Source organism: Synechococcus sp. Minos11 (assembly GCF_014279855.1).
Lineage (GTDB): Bacteria > Cyanobacteriota > Cyanobacteriia > PCC-6307 > Cyanobiaceae > RCC307.
The window spans coordinates 2,262,985-2,284,343 of the sequence record NZ_CP047953.1 but is presented as its reverse complement, the minus strand read 5'-3'; the positions used below and the strand labels follow the sequence as shown (position 1 = coordinate 2,284,343).

The following is a 21,359-nucleotide window of genomic DNA, read 5'->3' as shown; positions in this document are numbered from 1 at the left end:
ACCGGGTGCCACGGCTGGGGATTGATCGTTAGCTGATTGGGAAAAAGCCTCGCTTTTCCCCTTGATCCCCAGGCTGTGGAGAAGCGGCCGCTCTGGGGGGCTCACTTTTTCCCCGGGTTTTACACAGCTGGTGAACCGCCTTTCAGCAGACAGTTTTTCGGTTGGATTGCCTGAATTAGAACCCCATCGTCTTGGCCACGGTGGCCACATCGGGCGTGAGATCGCCGTAGAAGGTGGCCTCGCTGTGGTCGATGGCGCTGGTGGGGTCCTTGAGGCCATTGCCGGTGAGCACGCACACGACCGTGGCGCCGCTGGGTACTTCATCGGCCCGTTGCAGCAGACCTGCCACCGAGGCGGCAGATGCGGGCTCACAGAAGACCCCTTCTTCCCGGCCCAGCAGGCGGTAGGCGTCGAGGATGGCGGCGTCGGTGACGGCAGCAAAGCCGCCATTGCTCTCTTGGCGCACCTTCAGGGCTTTTTCGCGGTTGGCGGGATTGCCGATGCGGATGGCGGTGGCAATCGTGTCGGGTTGTTCCACCGTGGTGTCGTTCACCAGAGGGGCAGAGCCGGCCGCTTGGAAGCCCATCATTCGCGGCAATTTGCGGCTCATGCCGGCGTTTCGGTATTCCTTGAAGCCCATCCAGTAGGCGCTGATGTTGCCCGCATTGCCCATGGGGATGCAGAGCCAGTCGGGGGCATCACCCAATTCATCCACCACTTCAAAGGCCGCCGTTTTCTGGCCTTCTAGGCGGAATGGGTTGAGGGAATTGACCAGGGTGACCGGGTATTGATCGGCCATCTCGCGCACGATGCTCAAGGCCCGGTCAAAGTTGCCGCGCACAGCCAGCACTTCTGCGCCGTAGAGCAGGGCCTGCGCCAGTTTCCCTTGGGCCACATAGCCATCGGGGATCAGCACAAAGGCCCGCATTCCGCCGCGACGGGCATAGGCGGCAGCTGCAGCTGAGGTGTTGCCAGTGCTGGCGCAGATCACCGCTTCAGCCCCAGCTTCTTTGGCTTTGCTGACCGCCATGGTCATGCCGCGGTCTTTGAAGCTGCCGGTGGGGTTGTGACCATCCACCTTGAGGAACACGCGGATGCCGCGGCCGAGCCGTTCGGAGATGGCTGGAGCTGGAACCAGTGGGGTGGCGCCTTCACACAGGCTGATCACCGGGGTGGCATCACTGACTGGAAGCCATCGGCGGTAGGCGGGAATCAGGCCCTGCCAGTTCTGTGTGGTGGGCCGCTTAAACAGGCCACGAACGGAACGGAGCAAGGGCACAGCTGCGGCCAAAAGGTCAATTTACCCGCGCTAGGGCGCCAACCTCAGCGCAACCCATCGAGAGGGGCATCGGAGAAGAAGCGAACTAGATCGCTAATCGAGGCAGCTTTTTGGATGATGGCGAGCAATTGCGGGATGTTGACGGCCATCTCGTCGGCGGGGTAGGCCTTCAAAAAGCTGATGGGAGTGAGCTTGCCGCCGTTGTCGTAAACCCCCAGCACCAGGGCTGAACGCATGGCCACCACGCCGGCATCGGGGGCGCGAAGCGGATACACAATTGCCGAGGCTCGCTCGAGGATCGCCTCACCAATGCGGGTGTTCAGAAGCCGGCTGGTGAGTGTCACCGGTAGAGGAATTTCCGTTTTCAACAGACCCTGAATCGGCTTGGGCTGTGAGCCGGTGAAGCGCAGTAGGTCGGCGAGGAGTCCTTTTGGGACCCCTGTTTCAACGAACTTGTCGAGTGAGCTGACCGTCAGGGTGCGGCGGTAGGCACCGGTGACGAAGACCACATTTTCTGTCGCCAGCACCGGTGGCAAATCCAGCATGAAACCCGGGGGCTGTGGCAACGCCTGGAATTTAGGCCGCTTGAGGAATTTGAGCCTCCTGACGAATGTCGGGTTCCACCAACAGGTCGCGGACCAGACGCACCATCCCCCTCTCTGCCAGGCCGCGGGCCAGATCCAGGCCCATGCCGCGCAGGTCAGGTTCTGCTAACAGCCGCGGCAGACGGCTGGTGATCAGGCGCGGTTCAAAGCCGGGGAGTTGCTGCAGGATTCGCACCAGCTCTCGAATGGGTTCGAGGTTCAGTAGGGCTGCATTGGTGCGCCGCATCGGTGGAGTCTTCAGGCCCGGTGGCCGCAACCGCAAGGGCAGGCGCTTGCCGAGGTTTTGCACCAGGTTCCAGCCAGCTGCATCGAGTTGATCCACAGCGGCAGTAACCAATTGTTGTCTCAGCACTCCGCCGAGTGGGGAGAACAGAAAATCCAGGGTTTGATCCAACAGCCCTTCGATGTCCAGCTGTTGCTGGCGGGCTGCATTCATGACCAGATCTTCCAGCCGGTTCCAGCGGAAATCCTCACCGTCAAACAACATGTCCCGCAGTGAGCGACGCAGATCGGGATCGGAATCTTCCAGCAGGCGGCGAGCGAAATAGGGATAGGCAGCGCCCAGGATTTTGAAATCGCGGTCGACGCTGAGGGCAATTCCCTCGAGTGTCACCAGCGAGCGAATGATCAACGCGTAATAAGGCGGCACTCGGAACGGGAAGCGATACATCACTCCGGAGAGGTCATCGGTGACCGCCTTGAAATCCATTCGGCTCACCCCAGCCTGGAGTGCCTGCCCGAACACTTGCTCAAAGGCCGGCACGATCGGTTCGAGGTTCACCTCTTCCGCCAGGAATCCAAGGGTGACGAAGTCTTTGGAGAGGGCATCAAAGTTGCGATTGACCAGGTGCACCACCGCCTGGATCAAGCCGGTTCTCGATTCGCGGGTGACTTCGCTCATCATCCCGAAATCCAGATAGGCCAAGCGCCCATCAGCCAGGGCCAGCAGGTTGCCCGGGTGGGGATCGGCGTGGAAAAAGCCGTGTTCGAGCAATTGCTGCAGGCTGCAGTTCACGCCGACATCGACGAGTTCATCGGGGTCAATCCCCATGGCCTTGACCGCTTCGAGCCGGGTGAGCTTCACCCCCTCGATCCATTCCATGGTCAACACCCGACGACTGGTGAGCTCTCGGTGGATTGCTGGAACAGCGATGCGCGGATTGTGGGCGTGGAGCTCAGCGAAGCGCTCGGCATTGGAGGCTTCGTTGAAGTAGTCCATTTCTTCAAATACCCGCCGGCCCAGTTCGTCGATTAGGGCCACAAGGTCGCTGCGGATGAGGCCGATGTTGGAGTTCAGCCACGCTGCGATGTTGCGCACGATGTAGAGGTCCAGCGTGATTTGTTCCCGCAAACCGGGGCGCTGGACTTTCACGGCCACACTGCGGCCGTCTTTCAAGGTGCCCCGATACACCTGGCCAAGGGAAGCGGCCGAAATCGGTTCGGCATCCAACTCTCCATAGAGCTCATCCACTGGAGCGCCAAGGTCTTCGGTGATGCAGGCTCGGGCCTGGTCGCTGGGGAATGCCGGCAGTTGATCCTGCAGCCGTGAGAGCTCTTCCAGCAGCACTGGCGGAACGATGTCGGGCCGGGTGGAGAGGGCTTGGCCGGCCTTGATGAACGCAGGACCGAGATCAGCCAGCAGGTTGGCCGCTTCCCTGGCGCGATCTCTTGAAATATTCGGGTCTTTGAGGCGTCCGCTGAGGCGATCAAACAGAACCCCCAGAAGCAACAGCCCGATGGGAATCAGGGTTTCCCGCAGCCGTTTCAACAGCCGCAGGGGGTGGCCTGCATAAATCCTGGTGATCTCTGCCGGGTCGTAGCTGTTCAGACCGGCCGCTTCGAGAAAATCGCTGGTCGCGGTCATGGCGGCGTTTCGGTGGGGAACCCGGCTGGGAACCCCCTTTTAATTGATATTGGAGCCGTTACGCTGCGCCGGCTGGCTTGGGGACGCCGTGCTCACCGGGCTTCACATCAGCAATATCGCCCTGATCGACAGCCAAGAGCTGGTGTTCGGTCCGGGTTTCACGGTGCTCACTGGTGAAACCGGTGCCGGTAAATCCATCCTTTTGGATTCCCTCGATGCGGTGACCGGTGGCGGTCAGCCGCAACGCTTGTTGCGTGATGGCTGCGTTAGGGGATCGATCGAAGCCAGTTTTGGTTGGACCAAGCCCTTGCGGCAGTGGTGCCAAGCCCAAGAGCTTGATTTGGACGACGAGGAGGAGCTGCTGCTCAGCCGCGAGCTACGGCTGTTGGATGGCCGCTTCAGCAGCCGCAGTCGTCTCAATGGCGTCAGCCTCAACCGCGCAGCCTTAGCCGAGTTGCGGCCGTTGCTGTTGGATCTCACCGGTCAAGGCCAGACCCAACAACTCGCCCGCGCCGGGCAACAGCGGCGTTGGTTGGATCGTTTTGGTGGCAGCGAACTCTCGGCTGTGTTGCAGCCGGTGCGCCAATGCCAGCAGCTGTGGACCCAGGCGGCCGCAGCGTTGGAGCAGGCCAGGGCCCAACAGGAAGCCGTGTTGCAAGATCGCGCCAATCAAGAGGAGCAACTGCAAGCCCTCGAAGCGGCCCAACTCGACAATCCACAGGAGCGGCTGCTGCTGGAGCAAGAGCAAGACCGGCTGTGCCATGGGGTGCGCTTGCAGCAGGGTTGTCAGGAGGTGCAGGGGCGTTTGATCGAAGGGGCTGAAGGGGCGCCGTCAGTGCTGGAGCATCTCGGCGCCTGCGATCAGGAGCTCAGTGCCATGGCTGCGCTGGATCCGGCGTTGCAGCCGATTCGTCAGAGCTGGATTGATGCCCAAAGCGCTCTGGAGGACCTCGGCCGCGACTTGGACCGTTACGCCGCTGCTTTAGAGGCTGACCCTGAGCATTTAGCGGCCTTGCAGGAGCGCATTGCTGCGCTGAAGGCCCTGGAGCGGCGCTTTGGTGCTGATCTTGAGGCCTTGATTGAGCGCCGCGATCAGCTGCGCGACACCTTGCAGGCCGGTGGGGCTGCAGCGGCTTTGGTGGCGCTTGAGCAGGAAGAGGTGCTGTGCCGTCAGCAGCGTGATACCGCTTGCCAGAAGCTCACCGATCAACGCCGGAAAGCAGCGGAACGCCTGGAGCACGACTTGATGCAAGCGCTGCGGCCCATGGCCCTGCCCCATGTGCGCTTTGCCGTTGAGCTGGTGCCGGCCCAGCCCAGTGAGCATGGGGCGGAGAACGTGCAGTTTTTGTTTTCCGCTAACCCGGGTCAGCCTCTGGCTCCGTTGCGAGAGGTGGCCTCTGGCGGTGAGATGAGCCGCTTTTTGCTGGCTTTGAAAACCTGTCTATCTGAGGCCGATGGGGAGATCACCCTGCTGTTTGACGAGATCGATACTGGCGTCAGCGGCAAGGTCAGCGCGGCGATGGCGGCGTTGCTGCAGCGCTTGGCCCAACACCGTCAGGTGTTTTGTGTCACCCATCAGCCGGTGGTGGCGGCTGCGGCTGATCAGCATCTGTTGGTGCGCAAGCAGGTGGAGCAGGGCAACACCCGTTCGTTGATTGAGCCCCTGAGCACGCTCCAAGAGCGGCAGCGAGAACTGGCGGAATTGGCCGGTGGCGACTCTGGTGAGGCCCGCGAGTTTGCCGCCAGCTTGTTGCAGCGCCAAGCCGCATAAAAGGGTTTCTCGCCGTTAAAGTGGCAAGCCCAGAAACCGCCCGATGGCACGAGCCAAAGCCGCGTCCGGCAAGGCCCTTCAGGCGTTGAACGGCGGAAATATCAGTGATGTGATCCGGGTGCGCGGCGCCCGGCAGCACAACCTCAAAGACGTTGATCTGGCGCTGCCCCGCAACAAGCTGGTGGTGTTCACCGGCGTTAGCGGCAGCGGTAAGAGCTCCCTGGCGTTCGACACGATTTTTGCCGAGGGTCAACGGCGCTATGTGGAGAGTCTCTCCACCTATGCACGCCAATTCCTTGGTCAGGTTGATAAGCCCGATGTCGATGCCATCGAGGGCTTATCTCCGGCCATTTCGATCGATCAAAAATCCACCAGCCACAACCCTCGCTCCACCGTTGGCACGGTCACGGAGATCCAGGACTACCTGAGGTTGTTGTTTGGCCGTGCGGGTGAGCCCCACTGCCCCCAATGCGATCGGCCGATCAGCCCCCAGTCGATCGATGAGATGGTCGACCAGATCCTGCTCTTGCCCGAGGGCACCCGTTATCAACTGTTGGCTCCCTTGGTGCGGGGCAAGAAGGGCACCCACACCAAGTTGATCAGCGGCTTGGTGGCCGAAGGATTTGCGCGGGTGCGCATCAATGGTGAGGTGCGCGAGCTCTCCGACAACATCGAGCTCGACAAAAACCATTCCCACAACATTGAAGTGGTGGTGGATCGCCTGGTGGCCCGTGAGGGGATCCAGGAGCGTTTGACCGATTCGCTGCGCACGGCCCTCAAGCGGGGCGATGGTTTGGCTTTGGTGGAGGTGGTGCCCAAGAGCGGCGAAGAGCTTCCCGAGGGTGTGCAGCGTGAGCGCCTGTATTCCGAAAACTTCGCTTGCCCCGAACACGGTGCGGTGATGGAGGAGCTTTCGCCACGCCTGTTTTCCTTCAACAGTCCCTATGGCGCCTGCCCCGATTGCCATGGCATCGGCTACCTGCGCAAATTCACCGAAGAGCGGGTGGTGCCTGACCCTTCGCTGCCGGTCTACGCGGCGATTGCACCCTGGAGCGACAAAGAGAGCAGCTACTACTTCTCCCTGCTGTTCAGTGTTGGTCAGGCCTACGGCTTTGAACTCAAGACCCCTTGGCAGGAGCTCAGCCGCACGCAGCAAGAAGCCGTGCTGTTCGGCACGGTTGAGCCGATCTTGATCGAGGCCGATAGCCGCTACCGCAAAACCAAGGGCTATGAGCGCCGTTTTGAAGGAGTTCTGGCCATCCTTGAGCGCCAGGTCCGTGATGCCGGGGGTGAATCGGCCCGCCAGAAGCTGGAGAAATATCAGGAGCTGGTGCCCTGCGCCACCTGCGCCGGCCAGCGCCTGCGGCCTGAAGCCTTGGCCGTCCGCATTGGCCCCTACAACATCACCGATCTGACCGCCATCAGCGTGGGCGAGTGTCTCGAGCGCATCGATGCCTTGATGGGTGGCGGCTCCGATGGCGAGCCACTGATGTCAGCGCGCCAGATCCAGATCGCTGATCTGGTGTTGCGGGAGATCCGTTTGCGCCTGCGTTTCTTGATCGATGTGGGCCTCGATTACCTCAGCCTCGATCGACCGGCGATGACCCTCTCCGGCGGTGAAGCTCAACGGATTCGCTTGGCGACGCAAATCGGTGCGGGCCTCACCGGTGTGCTCTACGTGTTGGATGAACCCAGCATTGGCTTGCATCAACGCGACAACGACCGGTTGCTCTCAACCCTCGTCAAGCTGCGGGACCTCGGCAACACCTTGATCGTCGTCGAACACGACGAGGACACCATCCGGGCTGCTGACCACATTGTCGATATCGGACCTGGGGCCGGGGTTCATGGCGGCCACATCGTCAGTGAGGGCAGCCTGGCTGATCTGATGGCTGCTGAAGACTCCCTCACCGGGGCCTACTTGAGTGGTCGCCGCTCGATTCCCACTCCGGCGGAGCGCCGCAACACCGGCAGCCGCAAGCTCACCTTGGTGGATTGCCATCGCAACAACCTCCAGCATCTGAATGTGGAGATCCCCTTGGGCCGGCTTGTGGCGGTGACTGGGGTCAGCGGTAGCGGCAAGAGCACCTTGGTCAATGAGTTGTTGCATCCAGCTCTGGAGCACAACTTGGGCCACAAGGTGCCGTTCCCCTCAGGTTTGGAAGAACTGCGAGGCATCAGCGCGATCGACAAGGTGATCGTGATTGACCAAAGCCCGATTGGCCGCACCCCCCGTTCCAACCCAGCCACCTACACCGGTGCCTTTGATCCCATCCGTCAGGTGTTTGCGGCCACGGTGGAGGCCAAGGCCCGCGGATATCAAGTCGGTCAGTTCAGCTTCAACGTCAAAGGTGGCCGTTGCGAAGCCTGCAGTGGTCAGGGCGTCAACGTCATTGAGATGAACTTTCTGCCCGACGTCTACGTGCAGTGCGACGTTTGCAAGGGTGCTCGCTACAACCGAGAGACGTTGCAGGTCAAATACCGCGGTCACACCATTGCCGATGTGTTGCAAATGACGGTGGAGCAGGCTGCTGAGGTGTTCTCGGCAATCCCTCAAGCCGCTGATCGCCTGCGCACCTTGGTGGATGTGGGTCTGGGCTACGTGAAGTTGGGTCAACCAGCTCCAACCCTCTCTGGTGGTGAAGCGCAGCGCGTCAAGTTGGCCACCGAGCTGTCCAAGCGAGCCACCGGCAAGACGTTGTATCTGATTGATGAGCCCACCACGGGTCTGAGCTTCTACGACGTCCACAAGTTGATGGATGTGATGCAGCGCCTGGTGGACAAGGGCAATTCGATCATTTGCATCGAGCACAACCTCGATGTGATCCGTTGCGCCGATTGGTTGATCGATTTGGGCCCTGAAGGTGGCCATCGCGGTGGTCAAATCGTGGCTGCTGGCACACCGGAAGACCTTGCGGCCCATCCCACCAGCCACACCGGCCGTTACTTGCGCCAGGTGCTTGAGCAGCATCCAGCGCAGCCCTTGGCCGCTTGAAGCGGCTTGCCCTGGGGTTGTCTCTGTTGGCTGCGGCGACGCCCGCTGCTGCCGTTGAAACCCTCTATCTGCAGGGGCCTCTTGGACTGCAGCGCCTGAGCGTGAACTTGCAGGAGCTGAGCAGCCCTGAAGCGTTGTGGTCTGGCAGCAGTGATCTGGCCGAATTGAATCGGGCCACCGATGGCCGTTTGGGTCGGTCCCTGCAAACGCTGCTGACCACGCCCCTACCGCTGCCGGTGCAGCTGGGTTTGGACAACCCGATGGCGCGTCAAGTGGAGATGCTGGTCCAATCCCTGGTTGAACCATCGGAGCGCCAATGGCAGCTGCCAGTGGTGCAAGCCGGAGCGTCATTGCCGTGGTTGCGCCAAGCCGCTGCAAGCGGTGAGCCGCTCACCTTGCTGACGCTGCTGCGGGTCTTGCCGGGAGACGAGCTCACGATTCGCTTGGACCGCGCGCTGCCGGCGCTCAGGAAGATGACGAGCCAGAACGCCGCCCTCGATCAGCAACTCCTCGCTCAAACCCCCTTGCCGGCGGCACCGGCTGCTGAGCTCGCAAGGGGGCCTCGGGCGGTTGTGCGCCGGGTTGTTGTCTTGGCCAATGGGCTGGAGTTGACCGTGGTTCGTCCGGTGGGCGCTCCTGAGTTGCCAACGGTGTTGATCTCCCATGGGTTGTGGGATGCCCCGTTGAGTTTTTTGGGATGGGCCGAGCATCTGGCCTCCCATGGGGCTGTGGTGGTGTTGCCGCGCCACAGCGGCAGCGACACCCGGCAGCAAACCTCGATGTTGGCGGGCCGCTCCGAGCCCCCCAAGCCAGAGGAGTTTTTGCGGCGACCGGCTGAACTCAAAGCCGTGCTCGATGCCCTTGAGGCGGGCCAAATTCCTGGAGCTGCCGGGGCCCCTGCCCGTGATGTGGTGTTGATTGGCCATTCCTGGGGGGCCACGTCAACGCTGCAATTGGCCGGCGCCCGCAGCGTGGAGGATCCGCTTTGGCAGGCCTGTCAGCAGGCCAATCACCCGTCCCGCAACCCCAGTTGGGTGTTGCAATGCGGGGTGCTGCCCGCTGCTCAGCCTGAGTCGTTGCGCGATGCTCGCTTGGCTCGGGTGGTGGCGGTGAGTCCCCCCCAGGGATTGGTCTTTGCCGGTGGTTTGAGCGATTTGGCGATTCCCGTGTTGTTGGTCAGCGGCAGCAGAGATCTGGTGGTGCCCGCCCAGCCAGAGGCAATCGAGCCGTTTGCCCGTTATTCCCAGGGGGCGCATCGACTGGTGGTGGCCCGCGATGGCACCCACTTCAATCTGCCCTCAGCCTCGGGCGGCAATGGCGGCTCCCTGCGGGCTCTGCTGTTGGCTTGGGTGAAGGGTGAGCCGATTGGCCCCGATGCCCCTGTTGCAGACCCTGCTGGCTTGGCTTTGTTTCAGCTTCGCTGAGTATTTACTGGCTGATTTCTGAATAAAAACGGAAGAAACACGTCTGTTTAGTTACGAAATCAGTTTTTGTCAGAAATCAAACAGAACATTTGCCGTCATTATCAAAAATGTGTGTATGGTTAAAAAAAGAGGGGGAAAATGCCTATGGGTTTGTATATCCTTCACCTACATCTTCACGGCTTGTTTCGTGGTCATGACCTTGAATTAGGGCGTGATGCTGATACTGGCGGACAAACCAATTATGTACTCGAATTAGCCAAGGCTCTCGGCCAGCACAGCGAAGTCGATCGCTTGGAAGTGATCACCCGCTGCATTGAGGACCGTCGCGTTAGCCCGGAATATGCGGTCCACCGCGAATCATTGACCTCCAAAGCCAGCGTTTTGCGGTTGCCCTTCGGACCGCGCCGCTACCTGCGTAAGGAATTGCTCTGGCCCAACCTGGACCAGTTGGTGGATGCCTTGGTGCTCCACATCACCCGCCAGCAGCGCCGTCCTGACTGGATCCATGCCCATTACGCCGATGCCGGTTGGGTGGGTGCTCAGATCCAACAGCGCCTCGGCATTCCCCTGGTGTTTACGGGTCATTCCCTTGGCCGTGAGAAGCAGCGTCGTCTGCTTGAGATCGGGCAGAACCCGGAGCAGGTCAACCAGCGCTACGCGATGGAGCGCCGGATTGGTGCTGAGGAAGAAGCGTTAGCGGCTGCCAGCTTGGTGGTCACCAGCACACGGCAAGAAATCCGGGTTCAGTACGAGCGTTACAGCCATTTCCACCCCGAAATGGCCGAGGTGATTCCACCGGGGGTCGACACCACCAGTTTCCAGCCCCAGGCCAGCCACAGCGGTGAAGATGGCGAGATTGCTGAGCTCTTCAGCCCCTTCTTGCGCGAGCCTGATCGCCCCTGCTTCTTGGCGGTGTGCCGGCCTGATCGGCGCAAGAACATCCCCGCCTTGATTGATGCCTTTGGCAGCAGCCCGCTGCTGCGCGAGAAGGCCAACCTGCTGCTGGTGCTCGGTAACCGCGAAGGCTTCCACTCGCTGGAACGCAGTCAACGGGAGGAATGGCATCACGTGCTCGAAGCCATCGATCGTCAGGATCTCTACGGCCAGGTCGCCTATCCCAAACATCACAGCCGTTCGCAGGTTCCAGCGATCTATCGCTGGGCAGCCGCTCGCCGTGGTGTGTTTGTGAACCCTGCGCTCACCGAACCCTTTGGTTTGACCCTGATCGAAGCCGCGGCCTGTGGTTTGCCGGTGGTGGCCACCAACGATGGGGGTCCCATCGACATCCTGGGTCGATGCCGCAACGGTTTGTTGGTGGATGTCTCCAGCCGCGAGGCGTTGCGCACCACTTTGGAGAAAGCCTTGGCTGCTGATGCCTCCTGGGATCAGTGGCGGCAGCAGGGCCTTGAGGCTGTGCAGCAGGCTTACAGCTGGGAAGCCCATGCCAGCCGTTACCTGCAGGTGGCGCGGCCCCTTTGTGCTGCTGCTCAGTTGGAATCAACCGCCAATCTCAAGAGCAACGGCCTGCGCGGCCGTGTCAGCGCGCCCACGCGCCTCCGCCAAGCTCGACCCGCTGGCCAACGCCACGCCCATGCGCCGCATGGGCCGCGCTTCTGGCTTACCAAACAGCAGTAGTTCGCTTTCAGGCACAGCCAGGGCCTCGGCGACCCCTCGGTAGTGAACGGGTCCCCCCTGTTGGTCGGCGCCGGCTAAGACCACGCGGCTGGCGGCAGCTCCTGTGCTGGTGATGCTGGGGATGGGCAGTCCCAGGACGGCCCGCAGGTGCAGTTCGAACTCGCTGAGGTTTTGCCCGCGCAGGGTCACCAGGCCTGTGTCATGGGGCCGTGGCGACAACTCCGAGAAGATCACTTCGCCTGAGGCGATAAAGAACTCCACGCCAAAAATGCCGGCTCCGCCCAGGGCATCGGTCACCTGACGGGCCATGCGTTGGGCTTCCAGCAGTTGACTCTGCTGCAATTCGGCGGGCTGCCAGCTGCATTGGTAGTCGCCCCGTTCCTGGATGTGGCCAATGGGCGGGCAGAACAGGGTGGGGCCGTCCTTTTGGCGCACCGTGAGCAGGGTGATTTCCTGCTCAAACCGCAGAAATTCCTCCACGATCACCAGGCTGGAGCTGCCGCGGGCGCCTTGGGTGGCAGCGGTCCAGGCCTGTTGCAGTTCCTCGGGGTTGGTGGCCACGCTTTGCCCTTTGCCGGAGGAGCTCATCACGGGCTTGACCACCACCGGCCAGCCCAGTGGCTCAGCGGCGCTGCTGAGTTCTTCAGCCGAGCTCGCATAGCCAAAGCGGGCTGTGCGTAAGCCCAGCTCACCGGCGGCCAGATCGCGGATGCGATCGCGGTTCATCGTGATCGCTGTGGCCCTGGCGGTGGGGATCACGGTGATGCCCTCGGCTTCGAGTTCGGCTAGGGCATCAACGGCGAGGGCCTCAATTTCAGGGATCACCAGGGCGGGTTGGTGTTCGCGGATCACCTGTTTGAGCGCTTCGGCGTCGGTCATCGGAATCACCACGGCGGTGTCGGCCACCTGCATCGCCGGAGCGTTGGCGTAGCGGTCGACCGCCACCACGCGGCAGCCCAGTCGCTGGGCGGCGATGGCCACCTCTTTGCCGAGTTCGCCGCTGCCAAGCAACAGCAGGGTGGCGGGCAGATGGGTGCTGGTCATGAAGCGATGGGCTGGTGAAAGGGTGTGGGGCTGCTAGACCGTCGTGCGGATCGAGGCCCCCATGCCGCTTTTTGCTTACGCCACTGTCGGTGATCCCGGCCCCATGCCGTTTGATCTCAATCTGGCTGGGTTACAGAACGGCGTGCTGCTTTACCTGGGCCTTTCGGGCCTGGTGTTCATGGTGATTTGGATCGTTGGCTACGTGCGCCGTTAGGGCGTTGGGTTGCTGTCCTCCAAGACCAGGTCAAGTTGTTGTTCTGGTGATTCTTCGCTGATGAAGCCATAGGCATCAAACAGGGCTTCATCGTCGTGGGTGATGCGTTGCATGCCTTCAATGCGCTCAACGCGGAAGCCCTCGCTGGCCATGCGCCGCATCAATTGCGCTGCTTCCTCAAAGCGGGAGGCCATGGCATCGAGGCTGGCGCATTCCGCTGTGAGCCCTTGTTCCTTCCAGGTGAAGTAGGGCACGGCAGCAGGGGGCAGTTGTCTTAATTCTGCCCGCGTTTTCAGGGAACGAGGACGAGCCCGAGTGCGACCAGCAGCAAGCTGATGCCCCAGAAGCTCACCACAACGCGCCGTTCACTCCAGCCGCCCAATTCGAAGTGGTGGTGCAACGGCGCCATGCGCAGCAGGCGTTTGCCCTGGCCGTCCGCCCCTTTGGTGGCTTTAAACACCCACACCTGCAGGATTACCGACAGTGATTCGGCCAGCAGCAGGCCGCCCATCAGCAGCAGGGGCCAAAGGCTGTTGCTCAACAGGGCAATGGCCGTGAGGGCGGCCCCCATGGCTAACGATCCGGTATCTCCCATGAACACGCGGGCGGGATGGCGGTTGTGGAGCAGAAAGCCCAGCCAGGCCCCAGCCAGGGCAGCGCCATAGCCAGCCAGGGCGGGATCACCACCATTGCCCCGCAGCATCAGCTGCAGTGAGAGCCCCACCAGCACGATCGCGCCCACACCGGCAGCCAAGCCATCGAGGCCATCGGTGAGGTTGGTGGCGTTGCTTTCCGCCAGAAATACAAAGAGGCCCAGGGGCCAGATCAGCAGTCCGATGGGCAACAGCCAGCCCCAGGGCAGTGCAATGGCCGTTGGGATCGCTCCATGCAGGCCGGCCCACAGCAAAAACAATCCCGCCGCCAGGGCCTGCAGCAGCAGCTTGCCTTTGGGCGTCAGGCCGGTGTTGTGGCGTTTGGTCAGGCTGCGCCAGTCATCGATGCCTCCGATCACCATGAAGGCCAGGGTCACCAGTCCGATGGGCAGCAGCCTTGGGTCGCCTGGGCTGACCAGGCTGCCCACCACAACGCCACACGGCACCAGCAGCAGGCCGCCCATGGTGGGCGTGCCGGACTTGCTCTGGTGCGATTGGGGACCCTCTTGGCGGATCACCTGCCCCATTTTCAAGGCGCGCAGGCGCGGAACGCCGATCCAGCACACCAGCCAGCTGAGGGCGCCAGCCAGCAGCAGGGGCAAGCTCAGTTGCGGTCCTCCACTGAGGCCATCACTGATCAAGCAGGCCGCCAGGATCAGGGCAATCAGGCCCAGGCTCCATTGCAAGCCAGTACCTGGAAAGCGTTGGGCCTGCTGAGCTGTCAAAGGGTTGGAACCGGGCGCCGGGAACCTAGATCAGCCGCGCCGCGGCTGCCCAAATCAGTCTTCCCAGTTCTCTTCCTGGCTCTCGTCGTCCTTGGAGTAGTCCTCCTTGTCGCCCATCAGCGCGGAGAGCTCCTCCTCTTCCACAGTGGCCTGGTCATTGGCGGCGTCCTCCTCATCGGCCACCAGGCGACCGCTGGTTTCCAGCCAGCTGAGCAGATCGGGCTCTTCCCGCAGCGGCAGCACCGGTGCAGGGTCGTTGCGGTCGTAACGGGTGAGCGAAGGGTTGAAACTATCGAGGGTGCTCATCGTGCTCATCAGCTGACGTCTCGCCCCGTGATTGACAATCCATCAACTTAACCGATGAACACCAAAGCCATGCAACTGCTAGTGGCGTGGGGCGGTGCCCTGGCCGGTGCAGCCCTGCTGCGTTGGGGTGGTGCCCATCTCGAGCTGCCTTCTCCGGGGCTGCCATTGCTGCTGAGTTTGGTGTTTCTGCCGCCGCTGGCGATGGGCGTTTGGATTGCCTGGCGCTCGGCATCGGACAATCCTGTGGATTAAGTGACGACCGGATTCATGGCGCGGGCAAACAAGGTGGTGCTGGCTTACTCCGGCGGAGTGGACACCAGCGTCTGTATTCCTTACCTCAAACACGAGTGGGGCGTGGAGGAGGTGATCACCTTTGCTGCCGACCTGGGTCAAGGTGATGAGCTCGAACCGATTCGCCAGAAGGCACTGGATGCCGGAGCCAGCCAGTCGTTGGTGGGTGATCTGATTGAACCGTTTATCACCGAATTTGCGTTTCCAGCCATCCGGGCCAACGCCCTCTACGAAGGCCGTTATCCCCTCAGCACCGCCTTGGCGCGGCCGCTGATTGCGCGCCGTTTGGTGGAGATTGCCCGTGAGGTGGGGGCCGATGCCGTGGCCCATGGCTGCACCGGCAAAGGCAACGATCAGGTGCGCTTTGATGTGGCCATTGGTGCCCTAGCGCCTGATCTCAAGGTGCTGACCCCGGCCCGTGAGTGGGGCATGAGCCGCGAGGAGACCATCGCCTACGGCGAGCGTTATGGCCTGCCCTCGCCTGTGAGCAAGCGCTCCCCCTATTCGATCGACCTGAACCTGCTGGGTCGCTCGATTGAGGCGGGTCCCCTGGAGGATCCCGATGTGGAGCCCCCAGAAGAGGTGTTCGCGATGACCTGCTCCACCGAGGCGGCCCCGGCGCAGCCTGAGCTGGTCAGCATTGGTTTTGAAGCCGGCCTACCGGTGAGCATCAATGGCCAGCGCTTGGACCCGGTCAGCTTGATCCGCGAAGCCAATCGCCTGGCCGGGAGCCATGGCTTTGGCCGCCTCGACATGATCGAAAACCGGGTGGTGGGCATCAAGAGCCGCGAGATCTACGAAACCCCCGGCCTGTTGTTGCTCATTCAGGCCCACCAGGAATTGGAGAGTTTGACCCTCGCTGCCGATGTGCTGCGCACCAAGCGACAGCTCGAGATGCAGTGGGCTGATCTCGTCTATCAGGGCCTCTGGTTCGGGCCGTTGAAAGATGCGCTGGATGGCTTCATTGAGCGCACCCAACTCACCGTGAATGGCAGCGTGCGGATCAAGCTCCACCGTGGTTCCTCCACCGTGGTGGGTCGCTCCAGCAGCGACAGCCTCTATGAGCCGGATATGGCGACCTACGGCGCCGAAGATCAATTCGACCATCGCGCCGCTTCAGGGTTCATTTACGTCTGGGGTCTTCCCACGCGGCTGTGGGCCGCGGCCAAGCGTCGGCGCGGCCACCACGGATGAGCTGCAGCAGCGGCGGCAGGCTCTCCTCATTGGCTTGGGGAGGCGTGTCGTTGCTGTTGGCTTGCGGAAATTTGAGGCGCACTTCGCCCGGCTGGGGCATCAAGCGCTCCACTTGAGAGCGCAGGTGCTCGTTTTCCTCAATCAGCAACTTCTGGCGCTCCAGCACTGGGGCGAGGCGCTGCGAGAACTTGCGTTCAAAAATGTCGGGGAGGTTTTCCAGCAGGCTTTCCAGCTCCTCGAGCTTGGAAGCGGCCTGATCCCTCTCCAGTTCCAGGCGCGCGGCGCTGGCTTGATCCTCTAGCTCTTCAAGCCAGTGGGGCAGGGGTTCCCGATCTGCTGTCCACTCCGCCTGCATGGGGCCCAAGCCTTCTGGCCGGACCCTATCGGTCACAAACGAGCCCAGCAAGCCGTGACGGTCTGCTGGGCGTCAGCGCTCCAGATCAGGCTGGGGCGGTTTGAGGCTCGGTTTTGGCTTGCTCCTGGCCTTCGGTGCGAGGGGTGTTGCTGGCCATCGGGTTGGCTGGGGCGGTGCTGCGGCCCAGGGAGCTGTGCTGACCCTCGTACTTGACGGTCAGATAACGGATCACGTCTTCGCTGAGGCGCATCGCCTTCTCCAGCGGGCCCACCTGCTTGCCATCACCGCTGTAGTTCAGCTGGATATAGATGCCTTCGCGGTGCTTGCCGATGTTGTAAGCCAGGCGGCGCTTGCCACGCATTTGGCTGTCGATCACCTCACCACCGGCTTCGACCACCAGGTCGCGGTACTTGTTGGCGTGGGACTCAACTTCCTCCTCGGCGATATCCGGCCGGAGGATGTACATGGTTTCGTAATTGGGCTTCGCGCTCATGCTGCCTGTGGGGTGAACCCGGACCAACGGTCCGGAGGCGGACTTCGACGGTGCGTCGAACTGATCACCCTACCCCTTGGCCTTAGAGCTGCATTCGCACCGCGTCCGAGAGGGTGGGCAGATCAGCTTCTTTGCCGCGGATGCACTGGATGGAGGCATAGAGCACCAACACCAGGGCACCAATGAAGACGGTGTTGTTGAGGGTGCGGATCATCAGGCTGTTGCCCAAGGGGCTGAGCAAGACGTTGAAGGCCAAGGCCAGCACCACCAAGAGGATGTCCAGCAAGATCGCTTGCAGCACGTTGAAGCGCAGGTAGTAGGGCACGTTTGGGTTGCGCACCACCACCAGGAACAGCACCAGGAAGAGCAGAAAACCTCCAAAGGGGATTGAGCGCTCCAGCAGCAACACCGGTGTGGCAGGTAGGGCCAGGTAGGAGATCCAGGGAAAGAGGTTGTAGAGCTCACGCCCAAAGCTGAGGGCGTCTGACCAGGGCAACAGGTAGGCGAGCAAGCCCAGGAGCCGTTGCCAAAGGGGAATCTCAGCCATGGTCTGCCGCGCCAGGTTCCAAGGCTAGGGCGGCTGCTCGGCGCATCGCATCCACGGGGACCTGCTCCAGCCCAGTCCAGAGCTTGAGGGCGGCAGCACCTTGTTGCACCAGCATCTCGAGCCCATCGAAGACGCTGAGGCCTCGCTGGGCGGCCAGCTTCAACAGCAGCGTTGGCCGGGGTGTGTAGACCACGTCGTAGACGACGGCGGAGGCCGGCAGCAGGGCGAGTTGCTGAGCGCTGAGGGGCGTTTGATCGCGCATCTCGGCCATGCCCAGCGGTGTTCCATTCACCACCAAGTTGCTGCGTTCCAGGAGGGGTTCGAGGGGTTCATCGCCGCTGCTGAGCAGCAAAGGCGGTGCCCAGTTCCTGACGTCTTCCGCCAGGGCTTCCAACTTGCTGCGGTTGCGCCCGCGCAACACCACCTGCTCAATACCCAGCTCGCAGCAGCTGCGCAGCACGGCCCGCACCACGCCGCCGCTGCCCAGAATCAGGGCCTGGCCGCCCTGCTGCAAGCGCCCGCTCAAGGGGGTGAGGAAGCCACTCCAGTCGGTGTTGGTGCCCCGCCAGCCGCCATGGCCATCGGGGATCAGGCAGTTCACAGCTCCGAGCTCGCGTGCCACCGCATCCACGCTGCTCAGCAGCGGCTGCACCGTCTCTTTGTGCGGGATGGTGACGCTGAGGCCGCGGCAGCCCATGGCGGCCAGGCCCTCGATGGCTTGCTGCAGCCGATCGGGGGCCACAGCAAAGGCGAGATAACGCCAGTTCAGCCCGAGCTCAGCGATGGCTGCGTTGTGCATCACCGGTGAGAGGGAGTGGTGGATGGGTTGGCCAATCACCCCCAGCAGCTCAGTGGAGGCATTGATTGGGGCTGCAGCTGTGGAGTTCATGGGCGGCCGTTGTTCGGGAACCACACCTCGTCGGGAGGGGGAACTGCTGACGAAGATGCAACAAGTTTGAGAGGTCTAACGAGGAGTTCGTATGGGCAAGGTCGTCGGCATTGATCTGGGTACCACCAACAGCTGCGTATCGGTGATGGAGGGCGGCAAGCCCACCGTGATCGCCAATGCGGAAGGGTTCCGCACCACCCCCTCGGTGGTGGCTTACACCAAGAACCAGGACCAGCTGGTGGGGCAGATCGCCAAGCGCCAGGCGGTCATGAATCCCGACAACACCTTTTATTCGGTCAAGCGCTTCATTGGTCGCCGGGTTGATGAGGTCAACGAGGAATCCAAAGAGGTGAGCTACGGCGTTGAAAAGGCCGGCTCCAATGTGAAGGTCAAGTGCCCGGTTCTCGATAAGCAGTTCGCACCGGAAGAAGTATCAGCTCAGGTGTTGCGCAAGCTGGCGGAAGACGCCGGCAAATACCTCGGCGAAACCGTGACCCAGGCGGTGATCACCGTTCCCGCCTACTTCAACGACTCCCAGCGTCAGGCCACCAAGGACGCCGGCAAGATCGCTGGTCTTGAGGTGCTGCGCATCATCAATGAGCCCACGGCAGCGGCTCTGGCCTACGGCCTCGATAAAAAGAGCAACGAGCGCATCTTGGTGTTCGACCTCGGAGGCGGCACTTTCGACGTCTCGGTGCTGGAGGTTGGTGATGGTGTGTTTGAGGTGCTCTCCACATCCGGTGACACCCACCTCGGCGGGGATGACTTCGACAAGGTGATCGTTGATCACCTGGCGGACACCTTCAAGTCCAATGAAGGCATCGACCTGCGCCAGGACAAGCAAGCCCTGCAGCGCCTGACCGAGGCGGCTGAAAAAGCCAAGATTGAGCTCTCCAGCGCCACCCAAAGCGAGATCAACCTGCCGTTCATCACGGCCACTCCTGAGGGTCCCAAGCACCTGGATCTGAACTTGACCCGGGCCAAGTTCGAGGAGCTTGCCGCCAAGCTCATCGACCGCTGCAAGGTGCCTGTTGAGCAGGCTCTCAAAGACGCCAAGCTCGCCTCCAGCGAGCTCGACGAGATCGTGATGGTGGGTGGTTCGACTCGGATCCCCTCCGTTCAGGAGCTGGTCAAGCGCGTCACAGGCAAAGACCCCAACCAAACCGTGAACCCCGATGAGGTGGTGGCCGTTGGCGCCGCCATCCAGGGCGGTGTGTTGGCTGGTGAGGTCAAAGACATCCTGCTGTTGGATGTCACCCCGCTGTCATTGGGTGTGGAAACCCTCGGCGGTGTGATGACCAAGATGATCAACCGCAACACCACGGTTCCCACTAAGAAGACCGAGACCTACTCCACCGCTGTGGATGGTCAGACCAACGTGGAAATTCACGTGCTCCAGGGTGAGCGCGAGATGGCCTCTGACAACAAGAGCCTCGGCACCTTCCGCCTGGATGGCATTCCCCCGGCTCCCCGTGGCGTGCCCCAGATCGAGGTGACTTTCGACATCGACGCCAATGGCATCCTCAGCGTGACCGCCAAGGACAAGGGCAGCGGCAAGGAGCAGACCATCTCCATCACCGGTGCCTCCACCCTCAGCGACAACGAGGTGGAGAAGATGGTCAAGGACGCTGAAGTCAATGCCTCGGTCGACAAGGAGAAGCGCGAGCGCATCGACCTCAAGAACCAGTCCGAGACCCTCGTCTACCAAGCTGAAAAACAGCTCAGCGACCTTGGCGACAAGGTGTCGGCTGATGACAAGAGCAAGGTGGAAGGTTTCGCCACCCAGCTCAAGGAGGCGATCGAAAAAGACGACTTCGAGACCATGAAGAGCGTCCAGGAAGAACTGCAGCAGGCGCTGTATGCCGCTGGTGCTGCTGTGTATCAACAGGGTGCTGATGGTGCTGCGGCCGCCGCCGGTGGCAGCAATGGCGCGAGTGCCGATAGCAGCGCAGCAGGTGATGACGTCATCGACGCTGAATTCACCGAGACCAAATAGATCTCACCGTTCCATTAAGAAAGCCCCCCAGACAGGGGGGCTTTTTTTGTGTTGTGCCGAATCGGCCTATTGGATGGTCTGAAGGGCCTCTTTGGCCTTGGTCACCACTTCATCTGGCAAGGTCACGTAGCCAATCTCTGGTGCCTGTTGCTGAGCGTCAGGGGAGAGCGTGTATTCAAACGCTGTCTGCAGAGGTTTGAGCTTGTCGCCGTTCCCTTCTTTGTAGAGAAGGATCCAGGTGAAGGTGACGATTGGATAGCCCTTGGCAGGGTTGGGATTGCTGCCTGTGAGGTCAGGGCCCAGATCAATGGAGGCAAGTGCCTCACTTTCACTTTCTGCCGTGGGCTTCACGACCTCGCCGGAGGCATTGGTGAGGGCGGCTGCTTGGAGTGCTCCTTTGACGTAAGCCACTTCCACGTAGCCAATGCCGCCTTCCAGTTGGCCTAACTGTGCGGCGACACCTTCATTGCCTTTGGCGCCAACACCGGTTGGCCAGTTGATCGTTTTGCCTTTGCTTGGACCATTGGCCCAGGCAGGACTGATCGCGGCCAAGTGGGCTGTGAAGTTGGCGGTGGTGCCTGAGCCATCGGAGCGATGAACAACGGTCAACTTCTGGTCGCCGCAACCCAGATCTTTCCAATTGGTGATTTTGCCGAGGAAGACATCGGCCAGCTGTTGTTGATCGAGTTTCAAATCACAGCCTGGCTTGTTGTAAGCCACGGCAATGGCGCCAGCCGTCATGGGCAGTTGCACCACGCCCCGCTTCACTTGCGCAATTTGTCCGGGCTTCATCGGCACGTCACTGGCACCGAAGTCCACCGTTTCGCCGATGAACTGACGCACTCCGGCGCCTGATCCCACGGACTGGTAGGCCACCTTGACGCCTTCTGGCTTCTGAGCCAATTGTTGGAACCAGCGGTTGTAGATCGCAGCGGGGAAGGAGGCGCCGGCTCCGGTGAGCTTGCCGCCACTACTACTTCCGGTGAATAAGGAGCACCCCGTGAGGCTGAGAGCGGTGAGGCCGCCGGCTGCTGCCAGCGCAAGAAATCTGCGGGCCATGAAGCGATGAATGATGACCA

19 protein-coding genes and 1 pseudogene are annotated in these 21,359 nt (G+C 61.7%); 8 read left to right on the top strand and 12 right to left on the bottom strand.

Annotated features, from left to right (window positions below):
• Positions 1–175: 175 nt before the first annotated feature.
• From thrC to SynMINOS11_RS12765, 3 genes are read right to left on the bottom strand one after another with little or no spacing between them, the layout of a single operon-like run.
• Positions 176–1,279, bottom strand: coding sequence for a threonine synthase (gene thrC / locus SynMINOS11_RS12775; RefSeq protein WP_050815566.1), 1,104 nt, complete (start codon positions 1,277–1,279; stop codon positions 176–178).
• A 44-nt stretch (positions 1,280–1,323) separates the two neighbouring features.
• The gene (locus SynMINOS11_RS12770; RefSeq protein WP_186548968.1) at positions 1,324–1,824 is read right to left on the bottom strand and encodes an alpha/beta hydrolase; all 501 of its coding nucleotides are present in this window, start codon (positions 1,822–1,824) and stop codon (positions 1,324–1,326) included.
• 31 nt (positions 1,825–1,855) lie between these two features.
• Positions 1,856–3,748 carry an ABC1 kinase family protein gene (locus SynMINOS11_RS12765; RefSeq protein WP_186548966.1) on the bottom strand — a complete coding sequence of 631 codons (1,893 nt, stop codon included), beginning with the start codon at positions 3,746–3,748 and terminating at the stop codon, positions 1,856–1,858.
• Between the two features lie 88 nt (positions 3,749–3,836).
• Here SynMINOS11_RS12765 and recN point away from each other — a divergent pair, with 88 nt between their 5' ends.
• From recN to SynMINOS11_RS12745, 4 genes and pseudogenes are all read left to right on the top strand, one after another.
• Positions 3,837–5,519, top strand: coding sequence for a DNA repair protein RecN (gene recN / locus SynMINOS11_RS12760; RefSeq protein WP_186548965.1), 1,683 nt, complete (start codon positions 3,837–3,839; stop codon positions 5,517–5,519).
• Positions 5,520–5,562: 43 nt separating this feature from the next.
• Positions 5,563–8,514 (top strand): excinuclease ABC subunit UvrA, encoded by a 2,952-nt coding sequence (gene uvrA, locus SynMINOS11_RS12755; RefSeq protein WP_011936943.1) that lies wholly within the window; start codon positions 5,563–5,565, stop codon positions 8,512–8,514.
• Complete coding sequence (locus SynMINOS11_RS12750; RefSeq protein ID WP_186548963.1) at positions 8,511–9,938, top strand: alpha/beta hydrolase family protein; 1,428 nt, start codon at positions 8,511–8,513, stop codon at positions 9,936–9,938. Before uvrA ends, SynMINOS11_RS12750 begins: the two co-directional genes overlap by 4 nt.
• A 138-nt stretch (positions 9,939–10,076) precedes the next feature.
• Positions 10,077–11,390: pseudogene (locus SynMINOS11_RS12745) on the top strand (glycosyltransferase); the annotation flags it as partial.
• Positions 11,391–11,435: 45 nt separating this feature from the next.
• Here the strand turns inward: SynMINOS11_RS12745 and purT are convergent.
• A complete protein-coding gene (gene purT / locus SynMINOS11_RS12740) occupies positions 11,436–12,617 on the bottom strand; it encodes a formate-dependent phosphoribosylglycinamide formyltransferase (RefSeq protein ID WP_186548961.1) in 1,182 nt (393 codons plus the stop codon).
• Between the two features lie 61 nt (positions 12,618–12,678).
• Here purT and SynMINOS11_RS12735 point away from each other — a divergent pair, with 61 nt between their 5' ends.
• Positions 12,679–12,831, top strand: coding sequence for a cytochrome B6 (locus SynMINOS11_RS12735; RefSeq protein WP_186548959.1), 153 nt, complete (start codon positions 12,679–12,681; stop codon positions 12,829–12,831).
• Here SynMINOS11_RS12735 and SynMINOS11_RS12730 read toward each other — a convergent pair.
• The 3 genes from SynMINOS11_RS12730 to SynMINOS11_RS12720 are packed head-to-tail and all read right to left on the bottom strand — an operon-like array spanning position 12,828 to position 14,524.
• A complete protein-coding gene (locus tag SynMINOS11_RS12730; protein ID WP_186548957.1) occupies positions 12,828–13,085 on the bottom strand; it encodes a hypothetical protein in 258 nt (85 codons plus the stop codon). The two genes, SynMINOS11_RS12735 and SynMINOS11_RS12730, sit on opposite strands and share 4 nt — an antisense overlap.
• Before the next feature lie 38 nt (positions 13,086–13,123).
• Positions 13,124–14,209, bottom strand: a complete 1,086-nt coding sequence (mraY, locus tag SynMINOS11_RS12725; RefSeq protein ID WP_186548955.1) for a phospho-N-acetylmuramoyl-pentapeptide-transferase — start codon at positions 14,207–14,209, stop codon at positions 13,124–13,126.
• Between the two features lie 54 nt (positions 14,210–14,263).
• Positions 14,264–14,524, bottom strand: a complete 261-nt coding sequence (locus tag SynMINOS11_RS12720) for a DUF3134 domain-containing protein (RefSeq protein ID WP_011936936.1) — start codon at positions 14,522–14,524, stop codon at positions 14,264–14,266.
• A 45-nt stretch (positions 14,525–14,569) separates the two neighbouring features.
• On the opposite strand from SynMINOS11_RS12720, the gene SynMINOS11_RS12715 reads away from it, so the two are divergent.
• Together SynMINOS11_RS12715 and SynMINOS11_RS12710 are read left to right on the top strand one after the other, a co-directional pair.
• Positions 14,570–14,767, top strand: coding sequence for a hypothetical protein (locus SynMINOS11_RS12715; RefSeq protein WP_186548953.1), 198 nt, complete (start codon positions 14,570–14,572; stop codon positions 14,765–14,767).
• A 15-nt stretch (positions 14,768–14,782) separates the two neighbouring features.
• Positions 14,783–16,000: an argininosuccinate synthase gene (locus SynMINOS11_RS12710; protein ID WP_186550895.1), complete on the top strand. Its 1,218-nt coding sequence runs from the start codon at positions 14,783–14,785 to the stop codon at positions 15,998–16,000.
• On the opposite strand, the gene SynMINOS11_RS12705 is transcribed toward SynMINOS11_RS12710, so the two are convergent.
• From SynMINOS11_RS12705 to SynMINOS11_RS12690, 4 genes are all read right to left on the bottom strand, one after another.
• Complete coding sequence (locus tag SynMINOS11_RS12705; RefSeq protein ID WP_186548951.1) at positions 15,930–16,355, bottom strand: hypothetical protein; 426 nt, start codon at positions 16,353–16,355, stop codon at positions 15,930–15,932. The two genes, SynMINOS11_RS12710 and SynMINOS11_RS12705, sit on opposite strands and share 71 nt — an antisense overlap.
• Positions 16,356–16,440: 85 nt before the next feature.
• On the bottom strand, positions 16,441–16,848 hold the full coding sequence (rpsF, locus tag SynMINOS11_RS12700; RefSeq protein WP_011936932.1) for a 30S ribosomal protein S6: 408 nt from the start codon (positions 16,846–16,848) through the stop codon (positions 16,441–16,443).
• A gap of 82 nt (positions 16,849–16,930) precedes the next feature.
• Positions 16,931–17,395, bottom strand: a complete 465-nt coding sequence (locus tag SynMINOS11_RS12695) for a Tic20 family protein (RefSeq protein ID WP_011936931.1) — start codon at positions 17,393–17,395, stop codon at positions 16,931–16,933.
• Complete coding sequence (locus SynMINOS11_RS12690; RefSeq protein WP_186548948.1) at positions 17,388–18,284, bottom strand: shikimate dehydrogenase; 897 nt, start codon at positions 18,282–18,284, stop codon at positions 17,388–17,390. The genes SynMINOS11_RS12695 and SynMINOS11_RS12690 overlap by 8 nt, the downstream gene beginning before the upstream one ends.
• 91 nt (positions 18,285–18,375) lie before the next feature.
• Between SynMINOS11_RS12690 and dnaK the strand changes: the two genes are divergently transcribed.
• Positions 18,376–20,280, top strand: coding sequence for a molecular chaperone DnaK (gene dnaK, locus SynMINOS11_RS12685; protein ID WP_186548946.1), 1,905 nt, complete (start codon positions 18,376–18,378; stop codon positions 20,278–20,280).
• Between the two features lie 66 nt (positions 20,281–20,346).
• On the opposite strand, the gene pstS is transcribed toward dnaK, so the two are convergent.
• The gene (gene pstS / locus SynMINOS11_RS12680; protein WP_186548944.1) at positions 20,347–21,339 is read right to left on the bottom strand and encodes a phosphate ABC transporter substrate-binding protein PstS; all 993 of its coding nucleotides are present in this window, start codon (positions 21,337–21,339) and stop codon (positions 20,347–20,349) included.
• Positions 21,340–21,359 lie beyond the last annotated feature (20 nt).

What these genes read in the sequence shown, in the direction of transcription:
- SynMINOS11_RS12735 (WP_186548959.1), top strand. Translation starts at nt 12,679, where the DNA reads ATGCCGCTTTTTGCTTACGCCACTGTCGGTGATCCCGGCCCCATGCCG.
- SynMINOS11_RS12715 (WP_186548953.1), top strand. Translation starts at nt 14,570, where the DNA reads ATGAACACCAAAGCCATGCAACTGCTAGTGGCGTGGGGCGGTGCCCTG.
- SynMINOS11_RS12705 (WP_186548951.1), bottom strand. Translation starts at nt 16,355, where the DNA reads ATGCAGGCGGAGTGGACAGCAGATCGGGAACCCCTGCCCCACTGGCTT.
- rpsF (WP_011936932.1), bottom strand. Translation starts at nt 16,848, where the DNA reads ATGAGCGCGAAGCCCAATTACGAAACCATGTACATCCTCCGGCCGGAT.
- SynMINOS11_RS12690 (WP_186548948.1), bottom strand. Translation starts at nt 18,284, where the DNA reads ATGAACTCCACAGCTGCAGCCCCAATCAATGCCTCCACTGAGCTGCTG.
- uvrA (WP_011936943.1), top strand. Translation starts at nt 5,563, where the DNA reads ATGGCACGAGCCAAAGCCGCGTCCGGCAAGGCCCTTCAGGCGTTGAAC.
- pstS (WP_186548944.1), bottom strand. Translation starts at nt 21,339, where the DNA reads ATGGCCCGCAGATTTCTTGCGCTGGCAGCAGCCGGCGGCCTCACCGCT.
- SynMINOS11_RS12765 (WP_186548966.1), bottom strand. Translation starts at nt 3,748, where the DNA reads ATGACCGCGACCAGCGATTTTCTCGAAGCGGCCGGTCTGAACAGCTAC.
- SynMINOS11_RS12695 (WP_011936931.1), bottom strand. Translation starts at nt 17,395, where the DNA reads ATGGCTGAGATTCCCCTTTGGCAACGGCTCCTGGGCTTGCTCGCCTAC.
- dnaK (WP_186548946.1), top strand. Translation starts at nt 18,376, where the DNA reads ATGGGCAAGGTCGTCGGCATTGATCTGGGTACCACCAACAGCTGCGTA.
- SynMINOS11_RS12710 (WP_186550895.1), top strand. Translation starts at nt 14,783, where the DNA reads ATGGCGCGGGCAAACAAGGTGGTGCTGGCTTACTCCGGCGGAGTGGAC.
- purT (WP_186548961.1), bottom strand. Translation starts at nt 12,617, where the DNA reads ATGACCAGCACCCATCTGCCCGCCACCCTGCTGTTGCTTGGCAGCGGC.
- SynMINOS11_RS12770 (WP_186548968.1), bottom strand. Translation starts at nt 1,824, where the DNA reads ATGCTGGATTTGCCACCGGTGCTGGCGACAGAAAATGTGGTCTTCGTC.
- SynMINOS11_RS12720 (WP_011936936.1), bottom strand. Translation starts at nt 14,524, where the DNA reads ATGAGCACGATGAGCACCCTCGATAGTTTCAACCCTTCGCTCACCCGT.